At 42.5% G+C, this 26,421-nt stretch carries 20 protein-coding genes; 13 read left to right on the plus strand and 7 right to left on the minus strand.

Going from position 1 to position 26,421, the window contains the following annotated elements; translation table 11 throughout:
* The first annotated feature begins 32 nt into the window (after nucleotides 1-32).
* On the plus strand, nucleotides 33-1,616 hold the full coding sequence (locus tag J3U67_RS01315; RefSeq protein ID WP_100140581.1) for a YdgA family protein: 1,584 nt from the start codon (nucleotides 33-35) through the stop codon (nucleotides 1,614-1,616).
* Nucleotides 1,617-1,734: 118 nt separating this feature from the next.
* Here the strand turns inward: J3U67_RS01315 and mutL are convergent, their stop codons facing one another.
* Both mutL and J3U67_RS01325 read right to left on the minus strand, forming a co-directional pair.
* Entirely contained in the window at nucleotides 1,735-3,666 is a 1,932-nt protein-coding gene (gene mutL / locus J3U67_RS01320; RefSeq protein WP_267390404.1) for a DNA mismatch repair endonuclease MutL, read from the minus strand.
* A 39-nt stretch (nucleotides 3,667-3,705) separates the two neighbouring features.
* Nucleotides 3,706-4,350 (minus strand): DedA family protein, encoded by a 645-nt coding sequence (locus J3U67_RS01325; RefSeq protein ID WP_100157092.1) that lies wholly within the window; start codon nucleotides 4,348-4,350, stop codon nucleotides 3,706-3,708.
* A gap of 148 nt (nucleotides 4,351-4,498) precedes the next feature.
* Here J3U67_RS01325 and ettA point away from each other — a divergent pair, with 148 nt between their 5' ends.
* The 6 genes from ettA (at nucleotide 4,499) to J3U67_RS01355 (ending at nucleotide 13,296) form a co-directional block, all read left to right on the plus strand.
* Nucleotides 4,499-6,166, plus strand: a complete 1,668-nt coding sequence (ettA, locus tag J3U67_RS01330; RefSeq protein ID WP_267390403.1) for an energy-dependent translational throttle protein EttA — start codon at nucleotides 4,499-4,501, stop codon at nucleotides 6,164-6,166.
* Nucleotides 6,167-6,406: 240 nt separating this feature from the next.
* Nucleotides 6,407-8,812 (plus strand): endopeptidase La, encoded by a 2,406-nt coding sequence (gene lon, locus J3U67_RS01335; protein ID WP_100140678.1) that lies wholly within the window; start codon nucleotides 6,407-6,409, stop codon nucleotides 8,810-8,812.
* Between the two features lie 193 nt (nucleotides 8,813-9,005).
* Nucleotides 9,006-9,275, plus strand: coding sequence for an HU family DNA-binding protein (locus tag J3U67_RS01340; protein WP_100140679.1), 270 nt, complete (start codon nucleotides 9,006-9,008; stop codon nucleotides 9,273-9,275).
* Nucleotides 9,276-9,428: 153 nt separating this feature from the next.
* Nucleotides 9,429-10,964 carry a peptidylprolyl isomerase gene (locus J3U67_RS01345; protein ID WP_267403481.1) on the plus strand — a complete coding sequence of 512 codons (1,536 nt, stop codon included), beginning with the start codon at nucleotides 9,429-9,431 and terminating at the stop codon, nucleotides 10,962-10,964.
* Nucleotides 10,965-11,074: 110 nt separating this feature from the next.
* Entirely contained in the window at nucleotides 11,075-12,421 is a 1,347-nt protein-coding gene (locus J3U67_RS01350) for an aldehyde dehydrogenase family protein (RefSeq protein WP_267403785.1), read from the plus strand.
* A gap of 110 nt (nucleotides 12,422-12,531) precedes the next feature.
* Nucleotides 12,532-13,296, plus strand: a complete 765-nt coding sequence (locus J3U67_RS01355; RefSeq protein ID WP_267390401.1) for a toxin-antitoxin system YwqK family antitoxin — start codon at nucleotides 12,532-12,534, stop codon at nucleotides 13,294-13,296.
* A 16-nt stretch (nucleotides 13,297-13,312) separates the two neighbouring features.
* Here J3U67_RS01355 and J3U67_RS09195 read toward each other — a convergent pair whose 3' ends face one another.
* The 5 genes from J3U67_RS09195 to J3U67_RS01380 form a co-directional block, all read right to left on the minus strand.
* Nucleotides 13,313-13,609: a CHY zinc finger protein gene (locus tag J3U67_RS09195; protein ID WP_367423161.1), complete on the minus strand. Its 297-nt coding sequence runs from the start codon at nucleotides 13,607-13,609 to the stop codon at nucleotides 13,313-13,315.
* Between the two features lie 180 nt (nucleotides 13,610-13,789).
* Nucleotides 13,790-15,028: an NADP-dependent isocitrate dehydrogenase gene (gene icd, locus J3U67_RS01365; protein ID WP_100140587.1), complete on the minus strand. Its 1,239-nt coding sequence runs from the start codon at nucleotides 15,026-15,028 to the stop codon at nucleotides 13,790-13,792.
* Between the two features lie 177 nt (nucleotides 15,029-15,205).
* Nucleotides 15,206-16,276 (minus strand): DNA polymerase IV, encoded by a 1,071-nt coding sequence (gene dinB, locus J3U67_RS01370; RefSeq protein ID WP_267390399.1) that lies wholly within the window; start codon nucleotides 16,274-16,276, stop codon nucleotides 15,206-15,208.
* A gap of 439 nt (nucleotides 16,277-16,715) precedes the next feature.
* Entirely contained in the window at nucleotides 16,716-17,783 is a 1,068-nt protein-coding gene (locus tag J3U67_RS01375) for a lysozyme inhibitor LprI family protein (RefSeq protein WP_267390397.1), read from the minus strand.
* A gap of 157 nt (nucleotides 17,784-17,940) precedes the next feature.
* Complete coding sequence (locus J3U67_RS01380) at nucleotides 17,941-19,071, minus strand: M14 family metallopeptidase (RefSeq protein WP_267403483.1); 1,131 nt, start codon at nucleotides 19,069-19,071, stop codon at nucleotides 17,941-17,943.
* 398 nt (nucleotides 19,072-19,469) lie between these two features.
* Between J3U67_RS01380 and lepA the strand changes: the two genes are divergently transcribed.
* The 6 genes from lepA (at nucleotide 19,470) to J3U67_RS01410 (ending at nucleotide 26,193) form a co-directional block, all read left to right on the plus strand.
* Entirely contained in the window at nucleotides 19,470-21,260 is a 1,791-nt protein-coding gene (lepA, locus tag J3U67_RS01385) for a translation elongation factor 4 (protein WP_267403485.1), read from the plus strand.
* A gap of 3 nt (nucleotides 21,261-21,263) precedes the next feature.
* Nucleotides 21,264-22,250, plus strand: coding sequence for a signal peptidase I (lepB, locus tag J3U67_RS01390; RefSeq protein WP_267390392.1), 987 nt, complete (start codon nucleotides 21,264-21,266; stop codon nucleotides 22,248-22,250).
* Between the two features lie 124 nt (nucleotides 22,251-22,374).
* Nucleotides 22,375-23,100, plus strand: a complete 726-nt coding sequence (gene rnc, locus J3U67_RS01395) for a ribonuclease III (protein WP_267390390.1) — start codon at nucleotides 22,375-22,377, stop codon at nucleotides 23,098-23,100.
* Nucleotides 23,101-23,675: 575 nt separating this feature from the next.
* The gene (gene era / locus J3U67_RS01400) at nucleotides 23,676-24,599 is read left to right on the plus strand and encodes a GTPase Era (protein WP_267390388.1); all 924 of its coding nucleotides are present in this window, start codon (nucleotides 23,676-23,678) and stop codon (nucleotides 24,597-24,599) included.
* Nucleotides 24,600-24,737: 138 nt separating this feature from the next.
* Nucleotides 24,738-25,298 (plus strand): class I SAM-dependent methyltransferase, encoded by a 561-nt coding sequence (locus J3U67_RS01405; RefSeq protein ID WP_267403487.1) that lies wholly within the window; start codon nucleotides 24,738-24,740, stop codon nucleotides 25,296-25,298.
* Between the two features lie 31 nt (nucleotides 25,299-25,329).
* Complete coding sequence (locus tag J3U67_RS01410; RefSeq protein WP_267403489.1) at nucleotides 25,330-26,193, plus strand: ATP-binding protein; 864 nt, start codon at nucleotides 25,330-25,332, stop codon at nucleotides 26,191-26,193.
* Nucleotides 26,194-26,421 lie beyond the last annotated feature (228 nt).

Consider the following 26,421-nt stretch of genomic DNA (forward strand, 5'->3'; position numbering starts at 1 on the left):
TCCAGAACGTGGATATATAAGACATTTCGAGCATGAATAAACGGATTTTAACCATTATTGCCGCCATCGTGGCTGTCATATTGCTTGTCGTACTCGCTTTACCTTGCTATTTAGGGGTAAAAACGCAGCAAAGCATGGATGAACAACGCGATTTACTGGCTAAAAGCTCTTTTTTAATTATCGATAAACAAAGCTATCAGCGTGGATGGTTTACCTCTACTGAAACCATGCAGATTCGCTTTAAACCAAGTTTTTTTGCTGGTATTCAGCAACAGCTTCCTGATAATGTGCGTACCGTATTACAACAGCCTATTACCGTGGTTAATCATGTACGGCATGGTTTATTTGCCGGCAGCATCCGGCCGGTACGAGCACATGTGGAAACAGAATTGCGCTTTACCCCGCAGGCACAGCAGATTCTGGCTCGTTTTTTCGGGCAGGAAGCTCCGGTTAAACTTGAAAACACCATCAATTTGAGCGGCAGCGGGCAGATGCATGTAGTGATACCTAAATTTAATTATGAAGAATTATCTGGTATTAAAATAAATTGGCAGGGCTTGGATTCTACTATTGATTACGCTGAAGATTTCAATAGTTATGACAGCCATACAGTCAGCCCTGGTCTGGACATGATTCTGTCGACCAAAGGCCGTGCTTCTTATCAGGATTTGCAGTTTACCAGTCATACTGAGCATGGAAAGACATCCTTGGCTCTTGGAAACAGTGACCTTAGCATAAAAGATATTACTTTTATTTGGAATGATACCGCTGACAACAACATCCGTCTGGATCAGCTGGTTAATCTGGTTACTAATCTGCAAATAGGTGCCTTTATCAGTCCGGCCGGCAATAATATGCCCACCAAAATCAATATTCAGAATTTGAAACTTTCTACATCCACCAAAGAGCAGGATCAATGGATTAATAGTCAGGGTAAATTCGGCTTTGAAAGAATGCAGTACGGCAATGATGTCTATGGCCCTCTGGATATTGATGCAGCCGCAGAACATTTGGATGCAGCCAGTCTGGTAGCCATCAATAACAAAATTACTCAGCTATCTACCCAGAACCTGAATAATGATCAGCTACGCGCAGCCATTGTTTCTGCCGTACGAAACGAAGGATTGGGTTTGTTTACGCATGATCCTTTAATCAAACTCAATACCTTTAAACTGCAAATGCCACAGGGATTGATTGATATTCATGGTAATCTTGGTTTTAAAAATCTGCTTGCATCTGATATGCAGCAACTGAGCACCATGCTGAATAAAACTGAATCCGAAATGGATTTCGCCATACCGCAGGCAATAATGGAAAATTTTGCCATAAGTCAGGCTAGAGCTTTGTTTACTGTTGATGCCAGTGCTGGCGGTGCAGAAGCGCTAGAGGATATTGACCAGACCATACGTCTAATGATTGATAGTGCAATTAAATCCATGCAGGCAAAAGGCTACATTCAGGTGAGCAACGGTATTGTGAAAACCCATCTGAAATTAATCAATGGCAAAGTTTACCTAAACGGCAAAATGTGGAATATAGAGCCGGAGCCAGAAACCGAACCTGATTATGCTGAACTGCCAGCTGCATCTGCAGTAGCCGCTAGTACAAGCCATTAGACTGTTACTTTAGTCATAATCAACAAACCCTCTTTATCTTTTTAGATAAAGAGGGTTTTGAATTAAGATTATTTATAAAAGTACTGATATTTGTAATGCTTCTGAATATTGCACTGTTTTACTGTCCACGTAAAAATAAAGCATCTAAATCTTGCAAGCGCAATTTTACCCATGTCGGACGGCCATGATTGCACTGATTAGCACGTTCAGTCTTTTCCATATCCCGCAGTAATGCATTCATTTCTGGTAAAGTTAATCTACGTCCAGCACGAACTGAACCATGGCAAGCAAGAGTAGAAAGAATTCGATTTTCACGTTCTTTTACTACATCACTGCTGCCAATAGTTATCATATCAGCCAATACTTGCTGAACTAGTTGCTGAATATCACTTTTTATCAACATGGCCGGAACGGAATGCACCACCAGCTGCTGGTTATTCTCAATCTGAATGTCTAAACCATATTCCCGCAGCGAAATAGAATAGTCCTCTGCTGTAGCCACTTCTTCATTGCTCGCTTGAAAGCGTACTGGAATGAGTAATGTCTGACTACTTACTTTACCTGTAGCATCGCGTTGTTGTTTCATCTTTTCATAATTCACTCGCTCAGCAGTAGCATGCATATCTACCAAAATGAGTGCCTCTTCAGCTTGAGCCAAAATATAAATATCCAGTAACTGAGCAATGGCATAGCCCAATGGCGGAATTTCCGTATCATTTACCGTTGTCTGCTGCGTTGTTGAAGCAGTTGCTACACCTCGAGCCTGTTCCCACATTACGAGTTCACTATCTGCTTCCGACTCAAAATTGGCCGCTATAGAATTGTCTGTCGTAGACGGTTCCTGTTTATATAGCTGCGCATAAGTGTTCAGAGCAGCTTGCGATTCTCTTAGACTCAAGTTACGGTGCAGTGGCGTATGGCTACGCTGATAAGGAGCCGGAGTCTTCTGTAAATTGCTTTTATTTTCAGAATTTGCAAATAGCTGCTGTACATCAGCCGGTTGCTTTTGCATGATGTCAGCCAGTATGGTGGCTGGTTGCGAAACTGATTCGGTTTGAGCGGCATTTGTTGCCGCCAGACATTTATTCAGAGCATGGAAAATAAGCTGATGTACGGCCTGACTCTGCCGGAAGCGTACTTCCGATTTAGTAGGGTGCACATTGGCATCTACCTCTGTTGGTGGCAGAGTTAAAAAAAGCACGAATGCCGGTGTGAGCGCCTGATGCAAAACATCGTTATAAGCTTGTTTTACAGCATGTAAGATGATTTTGTCACGTACAAAGCGCTGATTAACAAATATATATTGCTGACTGGATTTTCCCTGCATAAAGGTCGGTTTGCCAATCAGCCCATACACACGCATGGTATTCATGCTTTCGTCCACATTTAGACTGGCAGCCGCAAAATCTGTACCCATAATAGCGGTACAGCGCTCAAACAGCGATTGAGCTGGCAGATTAATAACATCTTTGCCATTATGCTGCAAATCAAAAGCTACATCAGGATGTGCCATCGCCAGACGCTCAACCATAGTGCGGCAATGGGCAAATTCGGTACCTGCAGATTTGAGAAATTGTCGTCTGGCCGGAGTATTGAAAAAGAGCTCCACTGCTTCTACTGTAGTACCAGCCGCATGAGCAGCAGCTTTGATAGGGCTGAGCCGGCCATCTTCTGCGTATATCTGCGTGGCATGGTTGGCATCAGCAGTGCGACTGGTTAAGGTCAGACGGCTTACAGAAGCGATGCTGGCCAGACCTTCACCGCGAAAACCCATGCTCATAACTTTTTCCAAATCTTCCAAACTGCCGATTTTACTCGTGGCATGGCGATGCAGAGCAAGCGGTATATCGGATTCACTCATGCCTTGTCCATCATCTGTCACACACAAACGTTTGATACCACCAGCTTCCAGTTTTATATCAATATGGCTAGCACCAGCATCGAGACTGTTTTCAATAATCTCTTTTAGCGCATTGGCCGGACGTTCAATTACCTCACCGGCAGCTATCTGGTTGATTAAATGATCTGATAACAGATGTATCTGGCTCATATTTTTCCTGTAAATAGTTATTCAGCAGCAGATGAAGAATTATTTGTTTGTGCCTTTGCCCAGCTTATGGCGCATGATTTCAATAATTGCCGGTAGCAGTGAGATAGCAATAATGATTATCAGGGCCAAAGATAGATTCTCTTTGATGAACGGCAGATTGCCAAAAAAATAGCCTGCATATGAAAAGAGCACCACCCAGAGAATAGCACCAATACAGTTATAGCGAAAAAAATGACCGTAATGCATGTGCCCCATACCGGCGACAAAGGGGGCAAAAGTGCGCACAATCGGGACAAAACGAGCAATAATTATGGTCTTTCCACCATGTTTTGCATAAAACTCCTGAGTTTTGTGCAAATAAATCTGCTTAAATATCCGCGACTGTGGATTGGCAAACAGATGTGCACCGAATTTCTGACCCACATAAAAATTAACTGCGTCGCCAATAATAGCTGCCAGCAGTAATAACACTACCATACAATGAATATTCATTTCCCCGACGGCAGCAATACCACCAGCAGCAAACAACAATGAATCACCAGGTAGAAAAGGGGTAACCACCAACCCCGTCTCACAAAATATCAACGCAAACAGAATCACATAAATCCAGACACCATATTGAGAGACAATAAATTGCAGGTGCTGGTCAATATGTAAAATAAAATCAATCAGAGCAGAGATAATATGCATATGCTAAGGCGGCAAAATAAAAGGGGGTATTTTAACGCAAAGCTTTCCGCGAAAGCAGGAATATGCATGCTAAAATCAAAATCATGACAACCAGCCCCTAAATTGAGGCTGATACACATTAATTTAATCTACAGAATAAACTATGAGCCAATATGTGTACTCCATGCTGCGCGTAAGTAAAACCGTGCCGCCACAGAAACAAATTATCAAAGACATTTCCTTGTCGTTTTTTCCAGGCGCCAAAATTGGCCTGCTGGGTCTGAACGGTGCAGGTAAATCCACTGTACTGAAAATCATGGCCGGTGTAGACACCGAATTTGAAGGCGAAGCCATTCCAATGAGTGGCATTAAAATCGGCTATTTACCACAAGAACCCCAACTGGACGCTAATAAAACTGTTAGGGAAGAAGTTGAATCCGGATTGGGCGATGTGGCTACCGCGCAAAAGAAACTGGAAGAAGTTTATGCTGCCTACGCCGAACCGGACGCAGATTTTGATGCGCTGGCTGAGGAACAGGCTCGTTTAGAGGCCATCATTTCAGCAGGAGCTGGTGACAATATAGAGCATCAGCTGGAAATTGCTGCAGACGCCTTACGGCTGCCGGAATGGGATGCCCTTATCGGCAATCTCTCTGGTGGTGAAAAACGCCGTGTGGCTTTGTGCAAACTACTATTGAGCAAACCAGACATGCTTTTGCTGGACGAACCTACCAACCATCTGGACGCCGAATCCGTAGAATGGCTGGAACAATTTCTGGTTCGTTTTCCTGGTACTGTAGTAGCTGTAACGCACGACCGTTATTTTTTGGACAATGCTGCTGAATGGATTCTGGAATTAGACCGCGGTCACGGCATTCCATGGAAAGGTAACTACAGCTCATGGCTGGAACAAAAAGAAGCCAGACTGGAACACGAAGCCAAAGCCGAAGCAGCGCGAATAAAAGCTATGAAACATGAGCTTGAATGGGTGCGACAAAATGCCCGTGGGCGTCAGGCCAAGTCCAAAGCTCGATTGGCACGCTTCGAAGAAATGAGTAACTACGAATATCAAAAACGCAATGAAACGCAGGAAATCTTTATTCCTGTAGCAGAGCGTCTGGGAAATGAAGTTATCGAATTCGAACACGTCAGTAAAAGTTTTGGCGACAAATTACTAATTGATGATTTGAGTTTTAAAATCCCGCAGGGAGCCATTGTCGGCATCATTGGACCAAATGGAGCTGGTAAGTCCACATTATTCAAACTGATTACCGGACAGGAACAACCAGATCAGGGACAAGTGAAGATTGGTCAGACTGTTAAACTTTCTGTTGTAGATCAGAGCCGGCATGGCCTGCATGAAGATAAAACCGTTTTTGATGAAATTGCCGAAGGCAGGGATATTTTACAGGTAGGACAGTTTGAAATACCGGCACGAGCCTATCTAGGAAGGTTTAACTTTAAAGGGAGTGACCAGAGTAAAATCGTCGGCAAACTCTCCGGCGGTGAGCGCGGTCGGCTGCATCTGGCAAAAACTCTAATTTCTGGCGGCAACGTGCTTTTGCTGGATGAACCCTCCAATGACTTGGATGTAGAAACCCTGCGCGCACTCGAAGATGCTTTATTAGAATTTGCTGGCTGTGTACTAGTGGTATCCCACGATCGTTGGTTCCTCGACCGTATTGCCACCCATATATTAGCGGCAGAAGGCGATTCGAAATGGGTCTTCTTTGATGGCAATTATCAAGAATATGAAGCAGATAAAAAACGCCGTCTGGGTGAGGAGGGGGCCAAACCCAAACGTATCCGTTATAAACCGGTTACCCGCTAATTAGCTTTGGCCGGTTCAGCGATCACAATAAATCTATCCTGGCCGGCCTTTAGTTTATAGGCATATTAAATCCATTTATGCCTTTATCCAAAATCACATCAATGATTAATCAGCTCAAAAGCACTTGAAAAACGCTGGTTCAGCACCATTTTCTCATCCAATTTTATAGCATATTTACAGGAAAGATTGAGGCATTACATGGCTGAAGTTTATGATTCTTCTCCGGTGCAGCCAACAACTATGGCAATGTTGCCCCTACGCGACGTTGTTGTTTACCCGCACATGGTACTGCCCCTTTTTGTCGGGCGCGAAAAATCCATAGCAGCGTTGGATGCAGCTGTGGAGCATGACGAGCCCGTATTCTTACTGGCACAGAAAAATGCCGATACAGATGAACCACATGCAGAAGATATGTATGCAATGGGTACTGTAGCCAACATTCTGCAAGTACTCAAACTACCAGATGGCACAGTTAAAGTGCTGGTAGAAGGTCTGTATCGTGCACAAGTACAGTATATAGATGAGAGCGGACCTTACGCCGAAGCGCACATAGAAAAATGTGCCGACATCAATACCGATTCTCATGATGATGAAGCATTACGGCGTACATTGCTTTCCCAGTTTGACCAACTGGCAAAGTTAAACAAAAAAATTCCTGCTGAGGTAGTAACTACCATTCATGGGATTGAAGATTTAAGTAGACTTGCTGATACTATTGCCGCCCATTTGCAACTTAAACTAGATCAGCGTCAGCAAATATTGTCTATGATAAATGTTACAGCAAGACTGGAACATTTATTGCATCTGCTTGAATCAGAACTGGACATCCTTCAGGTAGAAAAACGTATTCGAGGCCGCGTCAAACGGCAGATGGAAAAATCTCAGCGGGAATACTATCTGAATGAACAGGTAAAAGCGATTCAGAAAGAGCTGGGTGAAGAAGATGATGATCTGGTTAATCTGGAAACTCAAATTCGTGACGCTGGCATGAGCAAAGAAGCTGAAGAAAAATGTCTTTCTGAATTCAAAAAATTACGCATGATGCCACCAATGTCAGCAGAGTCTACCGTAGTTCGCAACTACATTGACACTCTGCTGGAGCTTCCGTGGAAGAAAAAATCTAAAGTAAGCAAGGACATTGCCAAAGCAGACCTAATTCTGAATGCAGATCACTACGGATTAGAAAAGGTCAAAGAGCGTATTCTGGAATACCTTGCCGTACAGAAACGCATGAATCAGCTTAAAGGTCCTATTTTGTGTCTCGTAGGACCACCGGGTGTAGGTAAAACCTCACTGGGCGAATCCATAGCTAAGGCTACAGGACGAAAATATGTACGCATGGCATTAGGCGGTGTGCACGATGAAAGTGAAATCCGTGGCCACCGGCGCACTTATATTGGTTCCATGCCTGGTAAAATTCTGCAAAACATGGCCAAAGCCGGAGTGAAAAACCCACTGTTTTTGTTGGATGAAATTGATAAATTAGGTAATGATTTTCGTGGTGATCCAGCCAGTGCTTTACTGGAAGTGCTGGATCCTGAACAAAACCATTCATTTTCTGACCACTATGCAGAAGTAGAATTTGATTTGTCGGATGTAATGTTTATTGCCACATCCAACAGTCTTAACATCCCTTCTCCTTTGCTTGATCGCATGGAAATTATTCGTCTTTCTGGCTATACCGAAGACGAAAAAATCAATATTGCCATGAAATATTTAGTGGCTAAGCAAATCAAACAAAACGGTGTACGGGAAGGCGAAATCAGCATCGAAGAATCTGCAGTACGCGATATTATCCGCTATTACACTCGTGAAGCCGGTGTTCGCTCTTTAGATCGAGAAATAGCCAAAATTTGCCGTAAAGTAGTGATGAAACAGGCTGTTGCAGAAGAAAAACTTAGTGCCGGTAAAGCTAAAAAAACCAAAACCAAGCCTGAAGCAATCGTAATTAATGCTGATAATCTGCATGATTATCTGGGTGTTCGCCGCTTTGATTATGGCGTTGCAGAAAATGAAAACCGTGTTGGTCAGGTCACCGGGCTGGCTTGGACTGAAGTCGGTGGTGAGCTTTTAACCATTGAGGCAAGCAAATTTCGTGGTAAAGGCAATATTTTGCGCACCGGTAAGCTTGGTGATGTTATGCAAGAATCTGTTAGTGCTGCATGGAGCGTGGTACGTTCCCGGGCTGAAAGCTTAGGCATTGAACCTGATTTTTATGAGAAAAATGATATTCATGTTCATGTACCCGAAGGAGCGACCCCTAAAGATGGACCCAGTGCTGGCAGCGCCATCACACTGGCTTTGGTTTCTGCGTTTACCGGTATTCCGGTACGTGCAGATGTGGCAATGACTGGTGAAATCACTTTGCGCGGCGAAATATTGCCTATTGGCGGTCTTAAAGAAAAGCTGTTGGCTGCATTACGAGGTGGTATCAAACATGTGTTGATTCCAAAAGACAATGTCAAAGATTTGGAAGAAATTCCTGCCAACATCTGCGAAAAACTCACTATTCACCCAGTACAGTGGATTGATGAAGTGCTCAATCTCGGTCTGGCTTATCCGCCTACTCCATGGACAAGCGTGCCTGAAGAGGGGGTAATAGCTAAATCTGCGGCCAAGTCAACTACTAAAACCGTAAAACATTGATATGCAGCCATTCACCAACACTAATTGGTGAATGGCTTTGTTTTTGGCATGATTTAACCTTATGCAGCGGTGACGATGCTTGACATAAAGAATTTGGGCTTGTTATAAAGTAATCGTAATGTATTGTTCAGGTTCCACTGCACATATGGTTCCTGAAAATCAAATGAACATAACAACAGAAAGGGACTTTATTGTGAATAAGTCTGAATTGATTGAAGCCATTGCCCAAGAGGCTGATTTATCTAAAGCTTCTGCCGCCAAGGCTCTGGACGGTATGATTAGTGCTGTTACCCGCACTTTGAAAAGTGGCGACACAGTTACGCTGGTAGGCTTCGGTACTTTTTATGTTGGTGAGCGTGCAGCCCGTGCTGGACGTAATCCTAAAACAGGTGAACCGTTAGAAATCAAAGCAGCTAAAACGCCTAAGTTCCGTGCCGGTAAAGCACTGAAAGATGCTCTGTAATACAGTTTTATGTTTTAAATCAAGGCGGGATATCCCGCCTTTTCTTTTGTCTGTCGTTTTTGTGCATTAGCTGTACAAACAGCATGGTTGAGCCTCACAAAAAACGATACAATAGGCTTCTTTTATCTGCTTTAGAAAAGTTAACTGAATCTCATGTTCCACATTGTAGAAAAATATAGAACACCGGCTCAGATTATTCTCGGTGTGATTTGCTTGAGTTTTGTATTTGCCGGTGGTTACACACTCGCTGTTCCCGGTACAGATTACATCAGCAAAGTTGGCGACATTAAAATCAAAGTAAATGATGTTAATGATTTTCAGCGACGAATACAAAATGCTTCTGGGAATCCGGTAAGCAAAAAGCTGGTATATGATTCACTGGTGGATCAGGCATATGTGCAGCAGGGTGCAAATGATATGAATATCACTGTACCTATAGATCAGATAAAGCAGGTTATTGCATCTGATCCCAGTTTTCAGGAAAACGGAAAATTTGTAGAAGCCAAATATCGCGCTTTCCTGCAACAAGCAGGTATGTCTGAAGATGCGCTTATTGACGGTATGCGTAAACAATATGCCATGCAATCCATGCTTAATTTGATGAAAGCGGGAAATGTGGTCAGCGATGCTCAGGCCAAACAAATGGTAAATCTGTTACAGGCTGCTCGTGAAGTACAGACATTGACATTTCCTGCCGCTGATTTCACTCATAGGGTAGTAGTAGACGACAGCAAACTGAAAGCTTATTACGAAGCGAATAAGAAAAAATATTATTTGCCGCAGGCTGTCAAATATGAATATGTCCAGTTGTCTGCCATGGAACTTGGTGCTAAAGAAAGCGTGAGTAAAGCAGAGATACAGGAAGCCTATAATCAGATTCCGACTACGGCCTCAGCACCCAAACCGGCACTAGAGAACGTCCGTACGCAGCTGACACAGGAAATTCAAGCCCGTAAGGGTGCGGCTGTGGTAGCTAAATTAAAAGAAAATGTTAGTGACTTGGCTTTTAATAATCCGAAAACCTTGCAACCGATAAAAGACAAGCTAGGTTTAACGATTCATAAAATAGATCAGGTGTGGCTCACTCGAGACATGGCTAATAATAGTGGCATGCCCAAGGCGTTACAGGATGCATTATTTGGCAACGATGTTCTGGTTAAACGCTACAACTCTGAACCAATTGATATAGGCAATGGCAACTACTGGGTAGTTCGTGCTATCGATGTGCGTAAAGAACACCAGGCATCCTTTACGGAAATCAAAGCACAAGTTCAACAAGATTATGTGGCCGCAGAAAGCAAAAAATTGGCTTTAGCAGCAGCAAAGCAAGCTTTAAACAACGTTAGTACAAACGTCAATGCCAGTTTGAGCTGGTCGCAAACAGCTGATTTAACGCCGCAGCAGGCTGTAGCCATGATGTCTAAAACTGATTTTCAGAGCTGGATTAAAGCCAAACCTGTTAGTGGCAAACCTGCATACATTCTTTTGAGTGATCAGCAAAATCCAGTACTTGTAAAAGTTAATGCCATAAAACAACCACAGGATATGGCGAATGTTCTGCCGCAGGCAAAACAGGTAATCAGTCAGAATTTGGCACAGAATCTGGCCACCAGTAATTTGGCCTGGTTAAAGAGTCGTTATAAACTAAAACAAGGGGCACAAAAGCTGGATACAGCTGACGAGCAGTAATTTATACCATTGACCTTATAAATTTTATAAGGTCAATATTATTTGGGACACTGAATTTTTCTGTACTGCATGCAGTCTGAAACACTTCATGCAGATAAAGGATTGTTGTGTTGTATAACAGTTATCATGCTGTATCGGGTGAACTCCTATTTAGCCATACATGTCTGACAAAAACTGAATTTGATGTGCAAAGTCAGCAGCTCAGCCAGCGTCAATATGATTTTGCCAGTAAAAATGTTCAAACTCGTACACAGTATTTACTGAGCTTTGCATCCCGGCTTGAAGAGGCGCGAGACGAGCTGGCCTATCAGATTTGTATAGAGGTAGGGCGGTGTCTGCGTGAGTGTGAAGCTGAAATCACAAAATCGATAGCCCTTATCCGATACTACGCTCATCTGGCTCCAGAGCTGTTGGCGCATAAAACAATTGCTACACAGGCGAGTTTGAGTCAGGTACGCTTTGAACCGTTGGGTACGGTACTGGCAGTGATGCCCTGGAATTATCCAGTATGGCAAATTTTACGCTTTGCTATACCAGCCTTATGTGCTGGCAATGCCTGCATGGTTAAGCCCGCACTTTCTGTTGGCAAAATCAGCCAGATGCTGTTTGAATTGGTGGGTGAGGATTTACCTTTCCAACTAGTCTGGTTGGAGGAGGAAGATATTGAATATGCCATATCTCAGACACAGGCGCTGGCTTTCACAGGTTCTACCCATACTGGTCGGCATCTGGCGGCACTAGCAGGAAAACATCTGCGTAAATGTGTTATGGAGCTCGGTGGTAGTAATGCATTTATCGTGTTAAATGACGCAGATATTGAGCAGGCAGCTGCTGAAGCATGCTATTCACGCTTTCGGGACGCTGGCCAATCATGTAATGCAGCCAAACGCATTATTGTTCATGCTGATATAGCTGAAGAATTTATCGCAGCTTTTAAACGCCATTGTCAGAAATTACAGATGGGGGCTCCATGGTTGTCTGCAACCACACTTGCTCCTTTACATCGACAGGATTTGCGCGACAGTGTACACGCACAAGTGATGGATGCACTGGCACATGGCGCAGAATGTTTGCTGGGAGGAGAAATACCAGAAAATCTGCAGGGCTGGTTTTATCCCGCTACGATTTTAGATAAAGTTAATCGGCACTGCCGTGTATACAATGAGGAAGTATTTGGACCTGTAGCGCTCATTCTGAGAGCTGAAGACAGCGAACATGCCATAATGCTGGCCAATGATAATCCTTTCGGGCTTGGAGCCAGCATTTACAGCAATGATACAAATCATGCATGGCAGTATGCTGAACGCCTCAACGCTGGCAGTGTTTTTATTAACCGTCATACCAGCAGCGATCTGCGTTTGCCTTTCGGTGGCGTTAAAGATTCGGGTTTCGGACGAGAGTTGTCGGAATTTGGTATATATGAATTTGTCAATGTTAAAAGCTATTGGCAAAAATAGGCCATTTATTCAAATAGTAATGAATCTGTTTGAAAAATAATGTAATAATGATAGTAATAATTTTTATTGCATAAAATAATGATTCTGCTTAGTGAAAAGGGATATAAGTCATGTATGTAGCCAGACGTATTTACTGGTACGTACTCGCCGTAATACTCATTCTGATTGTGTTAGTGTGGCTGATATTTTCTCACACTCACAAAACTGTGTATTTTGATGCAAATGGTCAGATTGTAAACAAACAATCCGAAGCTCAATATGTACGTCAGTTTCATGATGATGGTAAAAAAATCGAAGTTCAGGATTTTTACTATCCAGACAAGAGCAAATATAGTGACAGCTATGCTTTACCGATAGATAAGCTGCAACAATTTATACCCGCAATGAAAGAGGGTAAATTGCAACTCTGGTATCCGGACGGCCAAAAAAAAATTCAAGGTAATTACAAAAACGGTAAACCTGTTGGAAAATGGCATACCTGGTATCCAAACGGCCAGATGGCGATTGAAATGAGCTGGCAGAAAGGGCAGCCTAGTGGCCGTACTATGAGCTGGTATGAAAACGGACAAAAGCGTGGCGAGCTGAATTTTATTAATGGCAAAGCTGAAGGGCGCTGGCAGCGCTGGTATCCGAACGGTCAGTTGAAACAGGATATGTATGTGCATCATGGTATCGTACAAACCATGACAACATGGGATGATAAAGGCCATTTGCTAGCCGATGTAGCCATCCACGAAAATAAAGTCAGTGGTGTGGTTTTGAGCTGGTATGACTCAGGGGCTAAAAAAAGCGAATCGGTTTTTGAGAAAAACGAACTAATGCGTAAAACCGAGTGGGATGAGGATGGTTTGGTTGTTGACCTGAATGACAACTAATCTAAATTTATAAAATTTATTTAAAATAAATATCTTTATGAAGTCCACAACGCGGATTGAATGCTGACTGACAAAATGGGCAACGGTGTTGCTGATATTGCGCATAGGTCAGAAGATGTCTACATTTACCACACATCACGGGTTTGCTGTTTTGCACCGGCATGGCAACAAACTTATGATTGCACAACTGGTCGTGACATTTGAAGCAGGCGTAATACAGTCTGCATTCTGCACATTGCAGCGCGGCAATGTCAAACTCTGTATGATAATGAGTGCAGCGACCACATGAATCGGTATCAATTCCAAGAATCATAGATATATTTATCAGCACACTAGCTCAGCAATTTAGATTAATTTTATTTTATCAGAATAGAGGCAACCTTTGGGCAGTAATTAAGACAGCATATAAAAAACTGATTTGGCAACGTGAAGTCTGAATATAAAAAACCGAATCTTAAGATTCGGTTTTTTTAGGACATTATCACATTACGCTTTACATGCGCTCAATCAAGGCTTTACCAAAAGCAGAGCATGAAACTTCTTTAGCGCCTTCCATCATACGAGCAAAATCGTAGGTAACAATTTTATCAGCAATGGCTTTTTCGATTGAGGCATTAACCAATTCAGCAGCCTCTTTCCAGCCCAGATGACGCAACATCATTTCAGCAGAAAGAATAATGGATCCTGGGTTAACTTTATCCTGACCAGCATATTTAGGTGCAGTACCATGGGTAGCTTCAAATACGGCATATTCATCAGAAATATTGGCACCTGGGGCAATACCGATACCCCCTACCTGTGCAGCCAGCGCATCAGAAATATAATCGCCATTGAGATTCAGTGTCGCGATGACATCATACTCTGCCGGACGTAGTAGAATCTGCTGGAGGAAAGCATCCGCAATGCAATCTTTAATTACAATATTTTTACCAGTTTTCGGATTTTTAAATTCGCACCAGGGTCCTTCACCAATTAATGTAGCACCAAACTCATTTTTTGCTACTTCATAAGACCAGTCTCGGAAACCGCCTTCGGTGAATTTCATGATATTACCTTTATGAACAAAGGTAACGCTGTCGCGGTCGTTATCAATAGCATAGCGAATGGCCGCACGGGTTAAACGCTGAGAACCTTCTTTAGATACAGGTTTGATACCGATGCTGGAGGTTTGCGGGAAACGGATTTTGGTTACGCCCATTTCACCTTGCAGGAAATTGATAATTTTTTTGGCATCAGCTGTTTCAGCCATCCACTCAATCCCTGCGTAGATATCTTCAGTATTTTCGCGGAAAATAACCATGTTTACCTTGCTCGGGTCTTTCAAAGGTGAGGGCACACCGGTAAAATACTGCACTGGACGGACACATTGATATAAATCAAGCTGCTGACGGATGGCTACGTTCAGTGAGCGGATACCACCTCCCACGGGTGTAGTCATCGGCCCTTTGATGGCTACTTTATATTCTTTAATCGCTTCTAATGTTTCATCCGGCAGCCAAGTATTTTCACCATACACTTTCGTGGCTTTTTCACCGGCATAAACTTCCATCCACACAATTTTTCTTGAGCCGTTATAGGCTTTGGCTACTGCTGCATCAATCACGTCTTTCATTACCGGCGTAATGTCAACACCAATGCCATCCCCCTCAATAAACGGAATAATTGGATCATTCGGAATGGGTTGGCCGGAAACGATTTTGTGACCTTCAGTAGGCACTTTAATGTGACTCATGGTAACTCCTGTAATGTTACTTTTTCTGATAGATGACTACATATTTCAGTTTGTAGTCCGTCACAATGATTATCCTTTATTTTGTTAACTTAAGCCAGCAAAATGTAGTGCAATGTAGTCAGAAATATGTCTAAAGCCATTCAGACATATAGCAGGTATAGATCTGAATGTGAAGTATTAGCAGCTGTGTTCTGGACTCCATAAATCAGCCTGATACTCATGCTGATAAAAATCGCTGATCCCAAGACCAATCAAACGAAACAATGCCTCATCATCAGGCATTCGTTGCATCAGATCCTTCCCAGCTGCTACCAAGGCAGTTGCATCCGGCAGTGGTGATGAATAGGTTTGAGAACGGGTATAAATCTGAAACTGAGTATTTTTTAATTTCAAAGTAATGCAATTACCCTGAAGACCCTTTCGCTGCATATTTTGTACTAAAACCTCAGCCAGATCGGGCAGATGGCTAGCAATTTCTTGCAGGCTTTCATTATTTTCTAGCGTAATTTCAGTAGAAATCTGCTGTCGGTTGCGTTCTGGTGTAACTACACGGTCGTCACGGCCTTGTGCCAAATCAAAGAGGCGATAACCCCAGCGGCCGAAATGGTGTACCAGAACCGACATGCTTACTTTGCTTAAATCTCCAACAGTTTTCCAGCCTAAGGCATTCATTTTCTGCTCAGTTACTTTGCCGACACCGGGAATCTTGCCTAAAGGTAGATTGTGTAGAAAGTCTAATACTTGTACTGGCGCAATCACAAACTGGCCATTGGGTTTACGCCAGTCGGAAGCAATTTTGGCAAGAAATTTATTAGGGGCGATACCGGCAGAAGCTGTAAGACCCGTTTCTTTCAGTATAGACGCACGGATTTCCCGTGCAATATCGCGAGCATAAGGCAAACGACCTTTGTAATCGGTAACATCCAGATAGGCTTCGTCTAAAGATAAGGGTTCGATTTGGTCAGTATAGCGCCTAAATATATTGTGAATCTGACTGGATACAGCCCGATATTTATTAAAATCTGGTGGGATATAAATTGCCTGCGGGCACAATCTTTTGGCTGTTGTTACCGACATGGCTGAATGTAAACCATATTGACGTGCCGGATAGGATGCAGCACAGATAACCGATCTGGGACCATCCCAGGCCACCACAACAGGTTGGTCTTTTAGTTCAGGACGGTCGCGTAATTCAACTGAAGCATAGAAAGCATCCATATCTATATGGATTATTTTTCGTTCCGTCATATTAAGTCAATAAATACAAAAGGATGATTTACAATTTTTCAGATTTGTTTAGGCTATTCCTCGTAGGCTTATCTTTTATCACCGCAAATACTTACCATCTTATTGTAAGCAGGAATCTAAACCCGTATTTGAGAATAGTCTACAATTTTTACCAAAAATCAGTTTATCAGAATAAAAGTGCTGATATATAACCATTCATTGCTGTAAGGATAATAGCCGCTAGTACCAATGCAAATGTGTACAAAGCAGAATAGACAGTATTTTTCTGTAAAAGATTGAGATTGTTTTTACACAGATTATAAACTTTGGAAACCTGAATGAAATATAAAAGTATTCAGTTTAAGGTATTCTGGCCGATGTGATTTAAGATATTTTTTCCACTCAAATTAAACAGACACCAATATTCAGCAGAATTATTGGTGCCTGTCTGGAAAATCAATTAGCGCAAAGTGTAGCCGTTGAGGTATTTGATGCGTTCATTAGTCAATTGAGTATCGCATTCCAGCCGCAGAAATTCTGCATAAGTTGCTGAGCTTGCTTTAGCTCCACGTGCCTGACACTGACTGGTTTTATTAGCTATCCATTTTTGTTCTTCGTGCTGTAAGGTTTTGCGCACGGTGTCGTCCAGATTACGCCATAATGTGTTGATTACATTGTTAGCGTTACGGTTGTTGTCACGTGCCAGCTGTAGCTGACTAGCATTTATCTCGCCCTGTCTGGCAGCATTTTCAGAATTCCGACTCATTGCATTATCATTAGCCTGATTGTCGTTAATTACAGCTGCTGCGTGGCCGTTCAGAATGGCACTGGCCATCTGTGCAGACTGGCTTTGTTGGTCAACCGGTGTAACTTTAGCATTAGGATTATTAATTAACTCAATGGCGTCAGCTCGTTTATAGGTATGGCCATTAATCACTACTATATCCTTGATACCGTAGGGCAATAACGCGTTGCCCAGTACAGTACCTAAAGTCTGTATGCCAGCCAAATCGAAGTTAGTAGCCGCACTGGTCGCAGACGCTGCATTAGATGCAGCATTGCCATTAATGGTTACAGGTGAATATTGAATGGGTTTAGTAAACTCATTGTCATGCAAAACCACTTCATTGCCTTGCAATTGCTTATTCATGCGAGCAATAAAATCTGTTTTACCAAAAAGCAGTGGAGCATTGGTTTTAATCTGCTGCCAGATATTGGTAGGGACAGTTACTTTAAGTTCACTGCTGCAAACCGGATTACCATTTCCATCTTTATCTAATTTACCTTCAGACAAAGCAATATTTAATTCGCCGCCGGCACTGATTACTTTATCGGCATCAACATACTGACGCCTATCAGTCTGAGCAAATTGACGGGCATTGTTATCAATACCAGTGTGCAGAGTATCTTGGATCTGGTTGCGGATTTGTTCGGTGTTACAGCTTAGTTTTTCTGATGAATCATCGCGAGAACAGGCAGCCAGTGAAAGAATGCTGATAATGCTATATACGAGTACGCTTTTTTTCATGATTATTTCCTAAACAAACATGGATAAAATACAGACAACTCAATTACATATAACCCAAGTTCATTATGCTGCGTATGTAACCATTAATCATTTGATTTTACTAAAAAATACAAAAAAGCCTGAACATTGTTCAGGCTTTGGATAATCGAGGTGAAAATTAACGCAAACTATCAAGAATAGAATAAATTGGGCTTAGAATTGCTTCCCCAAGACGCAGAGAGCGCTGACCATTCCATCCGAAATCATCATCTGGCCACTGATTATTATCTTTAAATGGCATTTCCAAGGTGTATGCCAGACATTTAAATGTTTCACCGATATAGGAAGTAGCAATATTCAGATTGGCCTGACCAGCTGCATCTTTTTCATAGCCATATTTATCTTGAAAATCGGGACTGGCCACCAAAAAAGCCTGTTTGAACTGCTCCTGTAATTGATGCAAACGCTCATCAAAAGAAGGAATACCTTCATTACCAGAAAGGAATACGTAAGGAATAGATTCGTCACCGTGTATATCCAAAAACAAATCCACGCCGGTCTCATGCATTCTTTCGCGTACCAGATACACTTCGGGGCTGTTATGCATACTCGGATGCAGCCACTCACGATTCAAATTGGCTCCGGCGGCATTGGTGCGCAAGTTGCCCAGTACCGAACCATCAGGATTCATGTTGGGAACAATATAAAAAGTAGCTCGATCCAGCAAGGCTCTTGCTGTCGGGTCTTGATGGTCCAGTAAGCGTCCAAGCACGCCTTCGATAAACCATTCAGCCATGGTTTCACCCGGATGCTGGCGCGCAATAATCCAAATTTTTAAATCACTGGCAACTTGATTGCCGATAGTGAGTAAATTGATATCACGTCCTTGGATAGTGCTGCCTAAATCTTCTATCTGACACAATCCACTACTTTGACTGTCACCCAGTAAATTCAGATGCTGTTCATAGGTATATGGTTCGAAATAGGCGTAGTACACACTGTTGGACAATGGCGTATGGCAAATGGTTAAGATGCCATTTTCTAAAGTTGTAGGGACACGAAACCAGTTTATTCTGTCATAAGAGCACATGGACTGATAATCTTCCCAGCCGGCTGGATAAGCTGATTCGGCTGTGTTGATAAAATTCAGACGAAGATTTTGGTAGGCTACGCCCTGCACGCGAAAATAAAACCACTGACGAAATTCGGCAGCATTGTCTTTGGGAAGTTTGAGCAGGATATTAGATGGATCATTGGCTTCAACAATTTCAACCTTACCACCATCAAACTGTGTGCTGATTTTAAGCATGCAACCACTTTCATTTAAACAACGGTCTTAATTCTTATTGTAATCTTTCTGTATTCGACTTACCACGTCTGCCAGAAAAATTTATGGCAATTTGATAATCATTTTATATTGAGCGATAAATTGCGATTGATAAAGGATTTAACGATTCCGCCAATGGAATGCTTTTTTCTGGACGTTCAATGCAATCAGAATCACTGGCAGCAGAAGTGATACCAGTCTAGGTGCGGCTATGAAACTTTTAGATTACTATTGTTTGAATTTTAAAATCTTTTTAGGATTATGATAAATTCTTCGGCGCACAGCAGCGCATTCCGCTAAAATAAGCAGTTATTTTCTGGTTTTTGGCTTTGCAATGGCCAGAATACTCCTATCAGAATTAATTTAAATTAATGGCTTACATGAACAATATACGCAATTTTTCTATCATCGCCCATATTGACCATGGGAAGTCGACCTTGGCGGATCGCTTTATTCAGTATTGTGGCGGTCTGGAAAACCGGGAAATGAGTGCTCAGGTGCTCGATTCGATGGACATTGAAAAAGAACGCGGCATCACTATCAAGGCGCAGACAGCAGCTTTGCAATACAAAGCGCAAGACGGGCAAGTGTATCAGCTGAATCTGATTGATACTCCAGGACATGTGGATTTTTCCTATGAAGTATCCCGCTCGCTGTCTGCCTGTGAGGGAGCTTTGCTGGTAGTAGACGCCTCGCAGGGGGTGGAAGCGCAGACAGTAGCCAATTGCTATACCGCAATTGATTTGGGCGTAGAAGTCCTGCCGGTGCTGAATAAAATTGATTTACCGGCAGCTGAGCCTGAGCGAGTGATTGAAGAAATAGAAGATATTATCGGTATCGAAGCCATGGATGCAGTGCGCTGTTCAGCTAAAAGTGGTGTCGGTATTGAGGATGTACTCGAAGAAATTGTCAAGAAGGTACCCGCACCCTCAGGTAAAGCAGATGCTCCATTAAAAGCTCTAATTATTGACTCATGGTTTGATAATTATGTAGGTGTGGTAATGCTGATTCGCATGGTGGACGGCTGTGTCCGTTTGAAAGATAAAGTGCGTTTCATGGCTACTGGTGCGGAAACACAGGTAGAACAACTTGGTATATTTACGCCCAAATCGGTGCAGAAACAACAATTAAATGCTGGTGATGTGGGTTTTTTGATTACGGGAGTGAAAGAACTCGGTTCGGCCAAGGTAGGCGATACCATTACACTGGCTCGAGAACCCGCCAGTGAACCTTTACCCGGATTTAAAGAAGTACAGCCACAGGTATTTGCTGGGCTATATCCGGTAGAAAGCCACGATTATGATGCTTTGCGTGAAGCGCTGGAAAAATTGCAACTGAATGATGCGGCGCTTAAATTTGAGCCAGAAGTTTCTCAAGCACTGGGCTTCGGATTCCGTTGTGGCTTTCTGGGTCTCCTGCATCTAGAAATTGTACAAGAGCGACTGGAACGCGAATTTGACATGGATTTGATTACCACTGCGCCAACAGTGGTTTATGAAGTGTTGCTAAAAAGTGGCGAGCGCATTGAAATTGAAAATCCATCTAAATTACCAGATATCGGCACACTCGAAGCCATTTATGAGCCAATCATTACCGCAACCATTTTATTGCCACAAGAATATGTTGGTGCTGTGATGACATTGTGCAACCAGAAACGCGGTGTACAGAAAAACATGCAGTACATGGGACGGCAGGTGATGCTGACTTATGAAATGCCAATGAATGAAGTGGTAATGGATTTCTTTGACAAACTCAAATCAACATCGCGTGGTTATGCTTCACTGGATTATGAATTTTTGGAATTCAGAGCAGCCGATTTGGTGAAATTGGATATTCTGGTCAACAGTGAAAAGGTCGATGCACTGAGCCTGATTGTACACCGTAGCAATTCAGTCCATCGTGGACGAGAGCTAGTTGCCAAGATGCGCGAACTGATTCCACGGCAGATGTTTGATATTGCGGTACAAGCTGCCATCGGCGGTAAGATTATCGCGCGTGAAAATGTTAAGGCATTGCGTAAAAATGTGCTGGCCAAATGCTATGGCGGTGATATTACGCGTAAGAAAAAACTACTGGAAAAACAGAAAGCCGGTAAAAAACGCATGAAGCAGGTAGGCAATGTAGAAATTCCGCAGACAGCCTTTCTGGCGATTTTACAGGTGGGAGATTAATACATGTCCAAGACAATGATTATCGGTGCTGCAGTATTGCTGGTACTGGGTATTTTGCTGTTTCTGAAAAGCACAAAAAAGCGTGAAGAAAACGGTGAATGGAGCGGTTCGCTGCAATGGGGCTACCTGCTGATGTTGGTAGGTGCGTTTGGTCTGTTATCAGTGCTGATGAGTTTTACTGCAGTACTACTGTTGTTTGTGCTGTTTACAGGCATAGCCTGGTTTAGTCATCGCCGGAAAAGGAAAAATTCTGCTCAGCCCGATGATAATCACTTTACTGATTACATGAGCGGTTTTTTTCCCATCATTCTGGTGGTTTTCATTCTGCGTACTTTTGTCGCCGAACCTTTTCAGATTCCCTCTAGCTCAATGCGGCCGGGGCTGATTCCGGGTGATTTTATTTTAGTAAATAAATTCGCCTATGGTATTCGCTTGCCTATTCTAAACAATGTACTGATTCCGGTACACAAGGTAGAGCGGGGTGATGTAATGGTATTTAATTACCCTCGTGACACTCGAGTAAACTATATCAAACGTGTAATCGGCTTGCCGGGAGATGTGATTACTTATAAGGACAGAACACTGACCATAAATGGTAAGGTAGTTAATGATATTGATGAGCAGAAAATATATAGCTACCAAGAACAGGTACCTAATCTGGGCAAAATTATGATTCAGGCACAACAGCAAACTGAACAGCTAGGTAACAAGGCAATCGAAGTATTGAAAATGCCGCAGCAACCAGCAGTTATCTTAGAAGGTGTTCATTCTGATTTTCCGAATAGAGAAATGTGCTCATATTATCCTGACAGTAGTGGCTTTAGCTGTACTGTACCAGCAGGCCAGTACTTTATGATGGGTGATAATCGTGACAACAGTGAAGACAGTCGTTACTGGGGTTTTGTGGATGATAAGCTGGTAGTGGGTAAAGCGTTTTTGATATGGCTGAATTTGGGTGATATGAAACGAATCGGCACTAAAATTCAGTAATGTCTGATTTTAAGCGCAAGAATCTGTCTTGCGCTTTATCTTTTGTAGTGCACCTGCAGTTAGTATGCGAATGTAGGAAATGTTTGTCGGTAAAGAAATTAGATACAGGATTTATAAATAATAAATGAAAAAAAATGATTTACGCCATGAAAATGCTTTGATTAATGTACAAAAAATGCTTGGCTACCACTTCAAACGCACTGATTTTATACAACAGGCATTGACGCATCGCAGTTACAGCGCGTTACACAATGAGCGGTTTGAGTTTATTGGCGACTCAATTTTAAATTATTCGGTAGCTAAAATGTTGTTTGAGGCCTTTCCACGCCTGACAGAAGGGGAGCTTTCCAGAATGCGTGCCAATCTGGTGAATCAGGATACTCTGGCTCAGATTGCGGCCGAATTGAAAATAGGCGATGCACTATTGCTGGGTAGCGGCGAACTGAAAAGCGGCGGATTTCGCCGGCCTTCAATATTGGCCGATGCCATGGAAGCCCTGTTTGCCGCGGTGAGTTTTGATGCAGATTTTAATACTGCTGAAGCCGTGGTAAGGCGTTTGTATGCGGAGCGAATCCGACATATTAATCCTCAAGACAGCGGCAAAGATGCTAAAACCCGCTTGCAGGAAGGTTTGCAGGCACGACACATGCCCTTGCCAAAATACCGAATTGTAGACCAGATTGGGGAAGGACAGGATCAGCAGTTTTTGGTGCAATGTGATCTGGGTGAAACCGGCTTCCAGACTGAAGCTGCAGGGCATAGCCGCCGTGAGGCAGAGCAGCAAACCGCACAAACAGCTTTGGATTGGATGGAAAAGCATTTTCCACTGGCCAAAACCAGAAAAAAATAAGAATTCATGGCTAAACTATAAATGATATTTCTCGGTTAGCGGCTTGCTCTAAAAGCAAGTTTTTTCAGCAGATGAAAATATCGGCATGAAATGTGAGATTAGATTAGATTAGCTTTTCTTTTGCTATGCTAAAAGCCTATCAAGTTTGGACAAATATTTTACAAATAAGCAGATATATATTGTCAATTCAAAGCTTTGCGTTAAGAAAAGCGATAGGTAATTTTGTATCCTTCTCCAGAAGGTTAATGCATTATTTGGTATTGTTAGATAGCAAAATAGCAAAAAAGCTTGATTATCTGGACTACCGGTTCATCTTAAAAAAAGCTAAGTTATTTTTTATTGATGGATTATGATATCTTCGATTTATCCTTTTACTGAAAAGCACCTCTTCAGAACATTGATTTAATAAGAAAAAAACTTTGAGTTTAGTTTTGGCGCAAATCATTTGTCTAAATGATAAGTAATCATTTATTCTGATGGCTAAGTAGGAATGAATAAATTATATGCACTTGCTTTTGCACGTTTTGTATTAATTTTAGCCTCGGCAAGGCTGTCTGTATTTTTTGAAAGAATGTATGTCTGTAAAGCCCGATTACCAGTATCCCTCCTCATCCGATAATTTCCGTTGCGGTTTTGTGGCCATCGTAGGCCGCCCGAATGTGGGTAAATCCACATTGATGAATCATCTGATAGGCCAAAAAATCAGTATTACCAGTAAAAAAGCTCAAACTACACGCCATAAAGTGAATGGTATCTATACCGATAACGAAGCTCAGCTGGTATTTGTGGATACACCCGGTTTTCAAACATACCATCGCAATGCATTAAATGACCGTTTAAATCAGAATGTCACCGAAGCAGTTGCCGGTGTAGATGTGATTGTATTTGTTGTTGAAGCTTTGCGCTTTTCTGACGCAGATCGTGAAGTTTTGCAGCAACTACCTAAGCGTATTCCAGTGGTATTGGTTATCAATAAAGTGGATAAGGCGAAAGCCAAAGACCAGAGCGTGATGCAAGCATTTATTGAGGAAGTGCAGCAAGAATTTACTTTTGCCAGCATTACCTTGGTCAGTGCCAAGCATGGTCTGGGTGTTGCACAGCTTGTACGCACGCTTAAGCCAATGCTTCCACACGGTATACCGCTTTATCCGGAAGACATGGTTACCGATAAATCGGCACGTTTTCTGGCCATGGAAATTGTTCGCGAAAAACTGTTTCGTTATCTGGGCGAAGAACTGCCCTATGCGATGAATGTAGAAGTAGAGCAGTTTGCAGAAGAAGAAGGGCTGTATCGCATATATATTGCTGTACTGGTGGATAAAGACAGCCAGAAGGGCATTCTGATTGGTAAGGGTGGTGAAAAGCTAAAAAAAATATCTACTGAGGCTCGGCTAGATATGGAAAAATTGTTTGAAACCAAAGTATTTTTAAAAGTTTGGGTAAAAGTGAAATCGGGCTGGGCGGATGATATTCGTTTTCTGCGTGAACTGGGTATGTAAGCTGTTTGGGGCTACCGATAGCAATCAATCAGTCATGGTAAATGATTTTGTTTACATCAAAATATTCTGATATCCTTAACATGTTGCAGAACAGATAACTGCAATGTTGCTGTGTTTGGAAAATCAGATGTCTACACAATGCTATTAAATATTCTAGATTTTGTTCACACTACAATCCGTCAGGTTGTACAGGCTGGAGATACTGTAATAGATGCTACGGCAGGTAATGGATACGATACGTTGTTTTTAGCATCCTGTGTAGGTCCTACTGGGAAAGTAGTGGCCTTTGATATTCAACCTGCAGCTATTGTATCTACACGTACCAAACTGGAAAGTGCTGGTATGAGTGATTGGGTAGATCTGATACAGACAGGCCATGAACATATGAATGAATATATCATAAGCGAAGTTCGTGCCATTATGTTTAATTTGGGCTATTTACCAGGTGCGGACAAAAATTGTACCACTACAGCCATTACCACACTTAAAGCCATGCAGACTGGATTAGCACATCTAGCACCTGGTGGCATACTGGCAGTGGTAATTTATCCTGGTCACGAGCAGGGTAAAATTGAGGCAGAGGCCGTTCTAAGCTGGGCAGAAGAATTGCCGCAACAGCAGATATCCGTGCTGCAATATGCTTTTATCAATCGTGTTCACGATGCACCCTTTGCTTTATTCTTACAAAAGCGCAATTAAAAAACTACGAAAATAATCATGAGGAAAACACATGAAACGCAAGGAACTCATACAGCTGGCTGCTACAGTATTGCAGCGGCTTGATGCCATACTACCGCCTTTGGCTCAGAAACCAGACTGGACAGCTATTGCCTACCGCTGGCATAGGCTGGGTAATAAAGGAGTTCTGGAAAGCCTGCCGCATCCGCATACATTTGATCTTAACTGTCTAGCCGCTGTTGATGAGCAACGCAAGCAACTAGTACGCAATACTGAACAGTTTCTAGCTGCTCGTTCTGCAAATAATGTATTGATGACCGGTGCACGTGGTACAGGCAAATCCTCACTGGTAAAAGCTTTATTGCATCAATATGCCAGCAAGGGTCTGCGACTGGTGGAAGTTGACAAAAATGATTTACTTACTTTGCCTGCGTTGCTGAATATACTAAAACAAAGGCCGGAAAAATTTATTTTGTTTTGTGATGATTTGTCGTTTGAAGATGGCGACGAAGCTTATAAGGCTTTGAAAACCACACTGGACGGCGGTTTATCACAACGCTGTGATAATGTATTAGTCTATGCAACTTCTAATCGACGTCACTTGATGCCGGAATATATGGCTGACAATATGGCTCAGACAAGCCAAGGCGGGGAAGTCCATCCACAGGAAGCGGTTGAAGAAAAAGTGTCTTTGTCTGATCGTTTCGGATTGTGGCTAAGTTTTTACCCATTTGACCAGAATGCTTACTTGCAGGCCGTAGAAAACTGGCTGGCTGAGGCAGGTTTACAAATGGATGATACTGCCCGACGCGCAGCACTAAACTGGAGCCAGAGCCGCGGCAGCCGTTCGGGCAGGGTGGCATGGCAATTTGTGTGCGATTGGGCTGGACGAAAACCAGAAGAGCGCACTCTTTAAGTATTGACAGCTTTAATCGTTGATATATTGGTGTCTCTAAACAAACATAAGACTTTTGATAAGGTATATTTTTATCAAAAGTTTTTTCAATGAGTAGTGGCTTGAGATTCTGAAACTAAGAATTGCGAGGAATCAGTTTTAAACCTTGATCAGCTAACGGACAGCAGTATGAATGGATGTTAAAAAGCTTTTATTCTCATCCTTTTGTGTCAGAATTGCTATCTTAAA

This window comes from Snodgrassella sp. B3837 (assembly GCF_026535955.1).
GTDB lineage: Bacteria > Pseudomonadota > Gammaproteobacteria > Burkholderiales > Neisseriaceae > Snodgrassella > Snodgrassella alvi_E.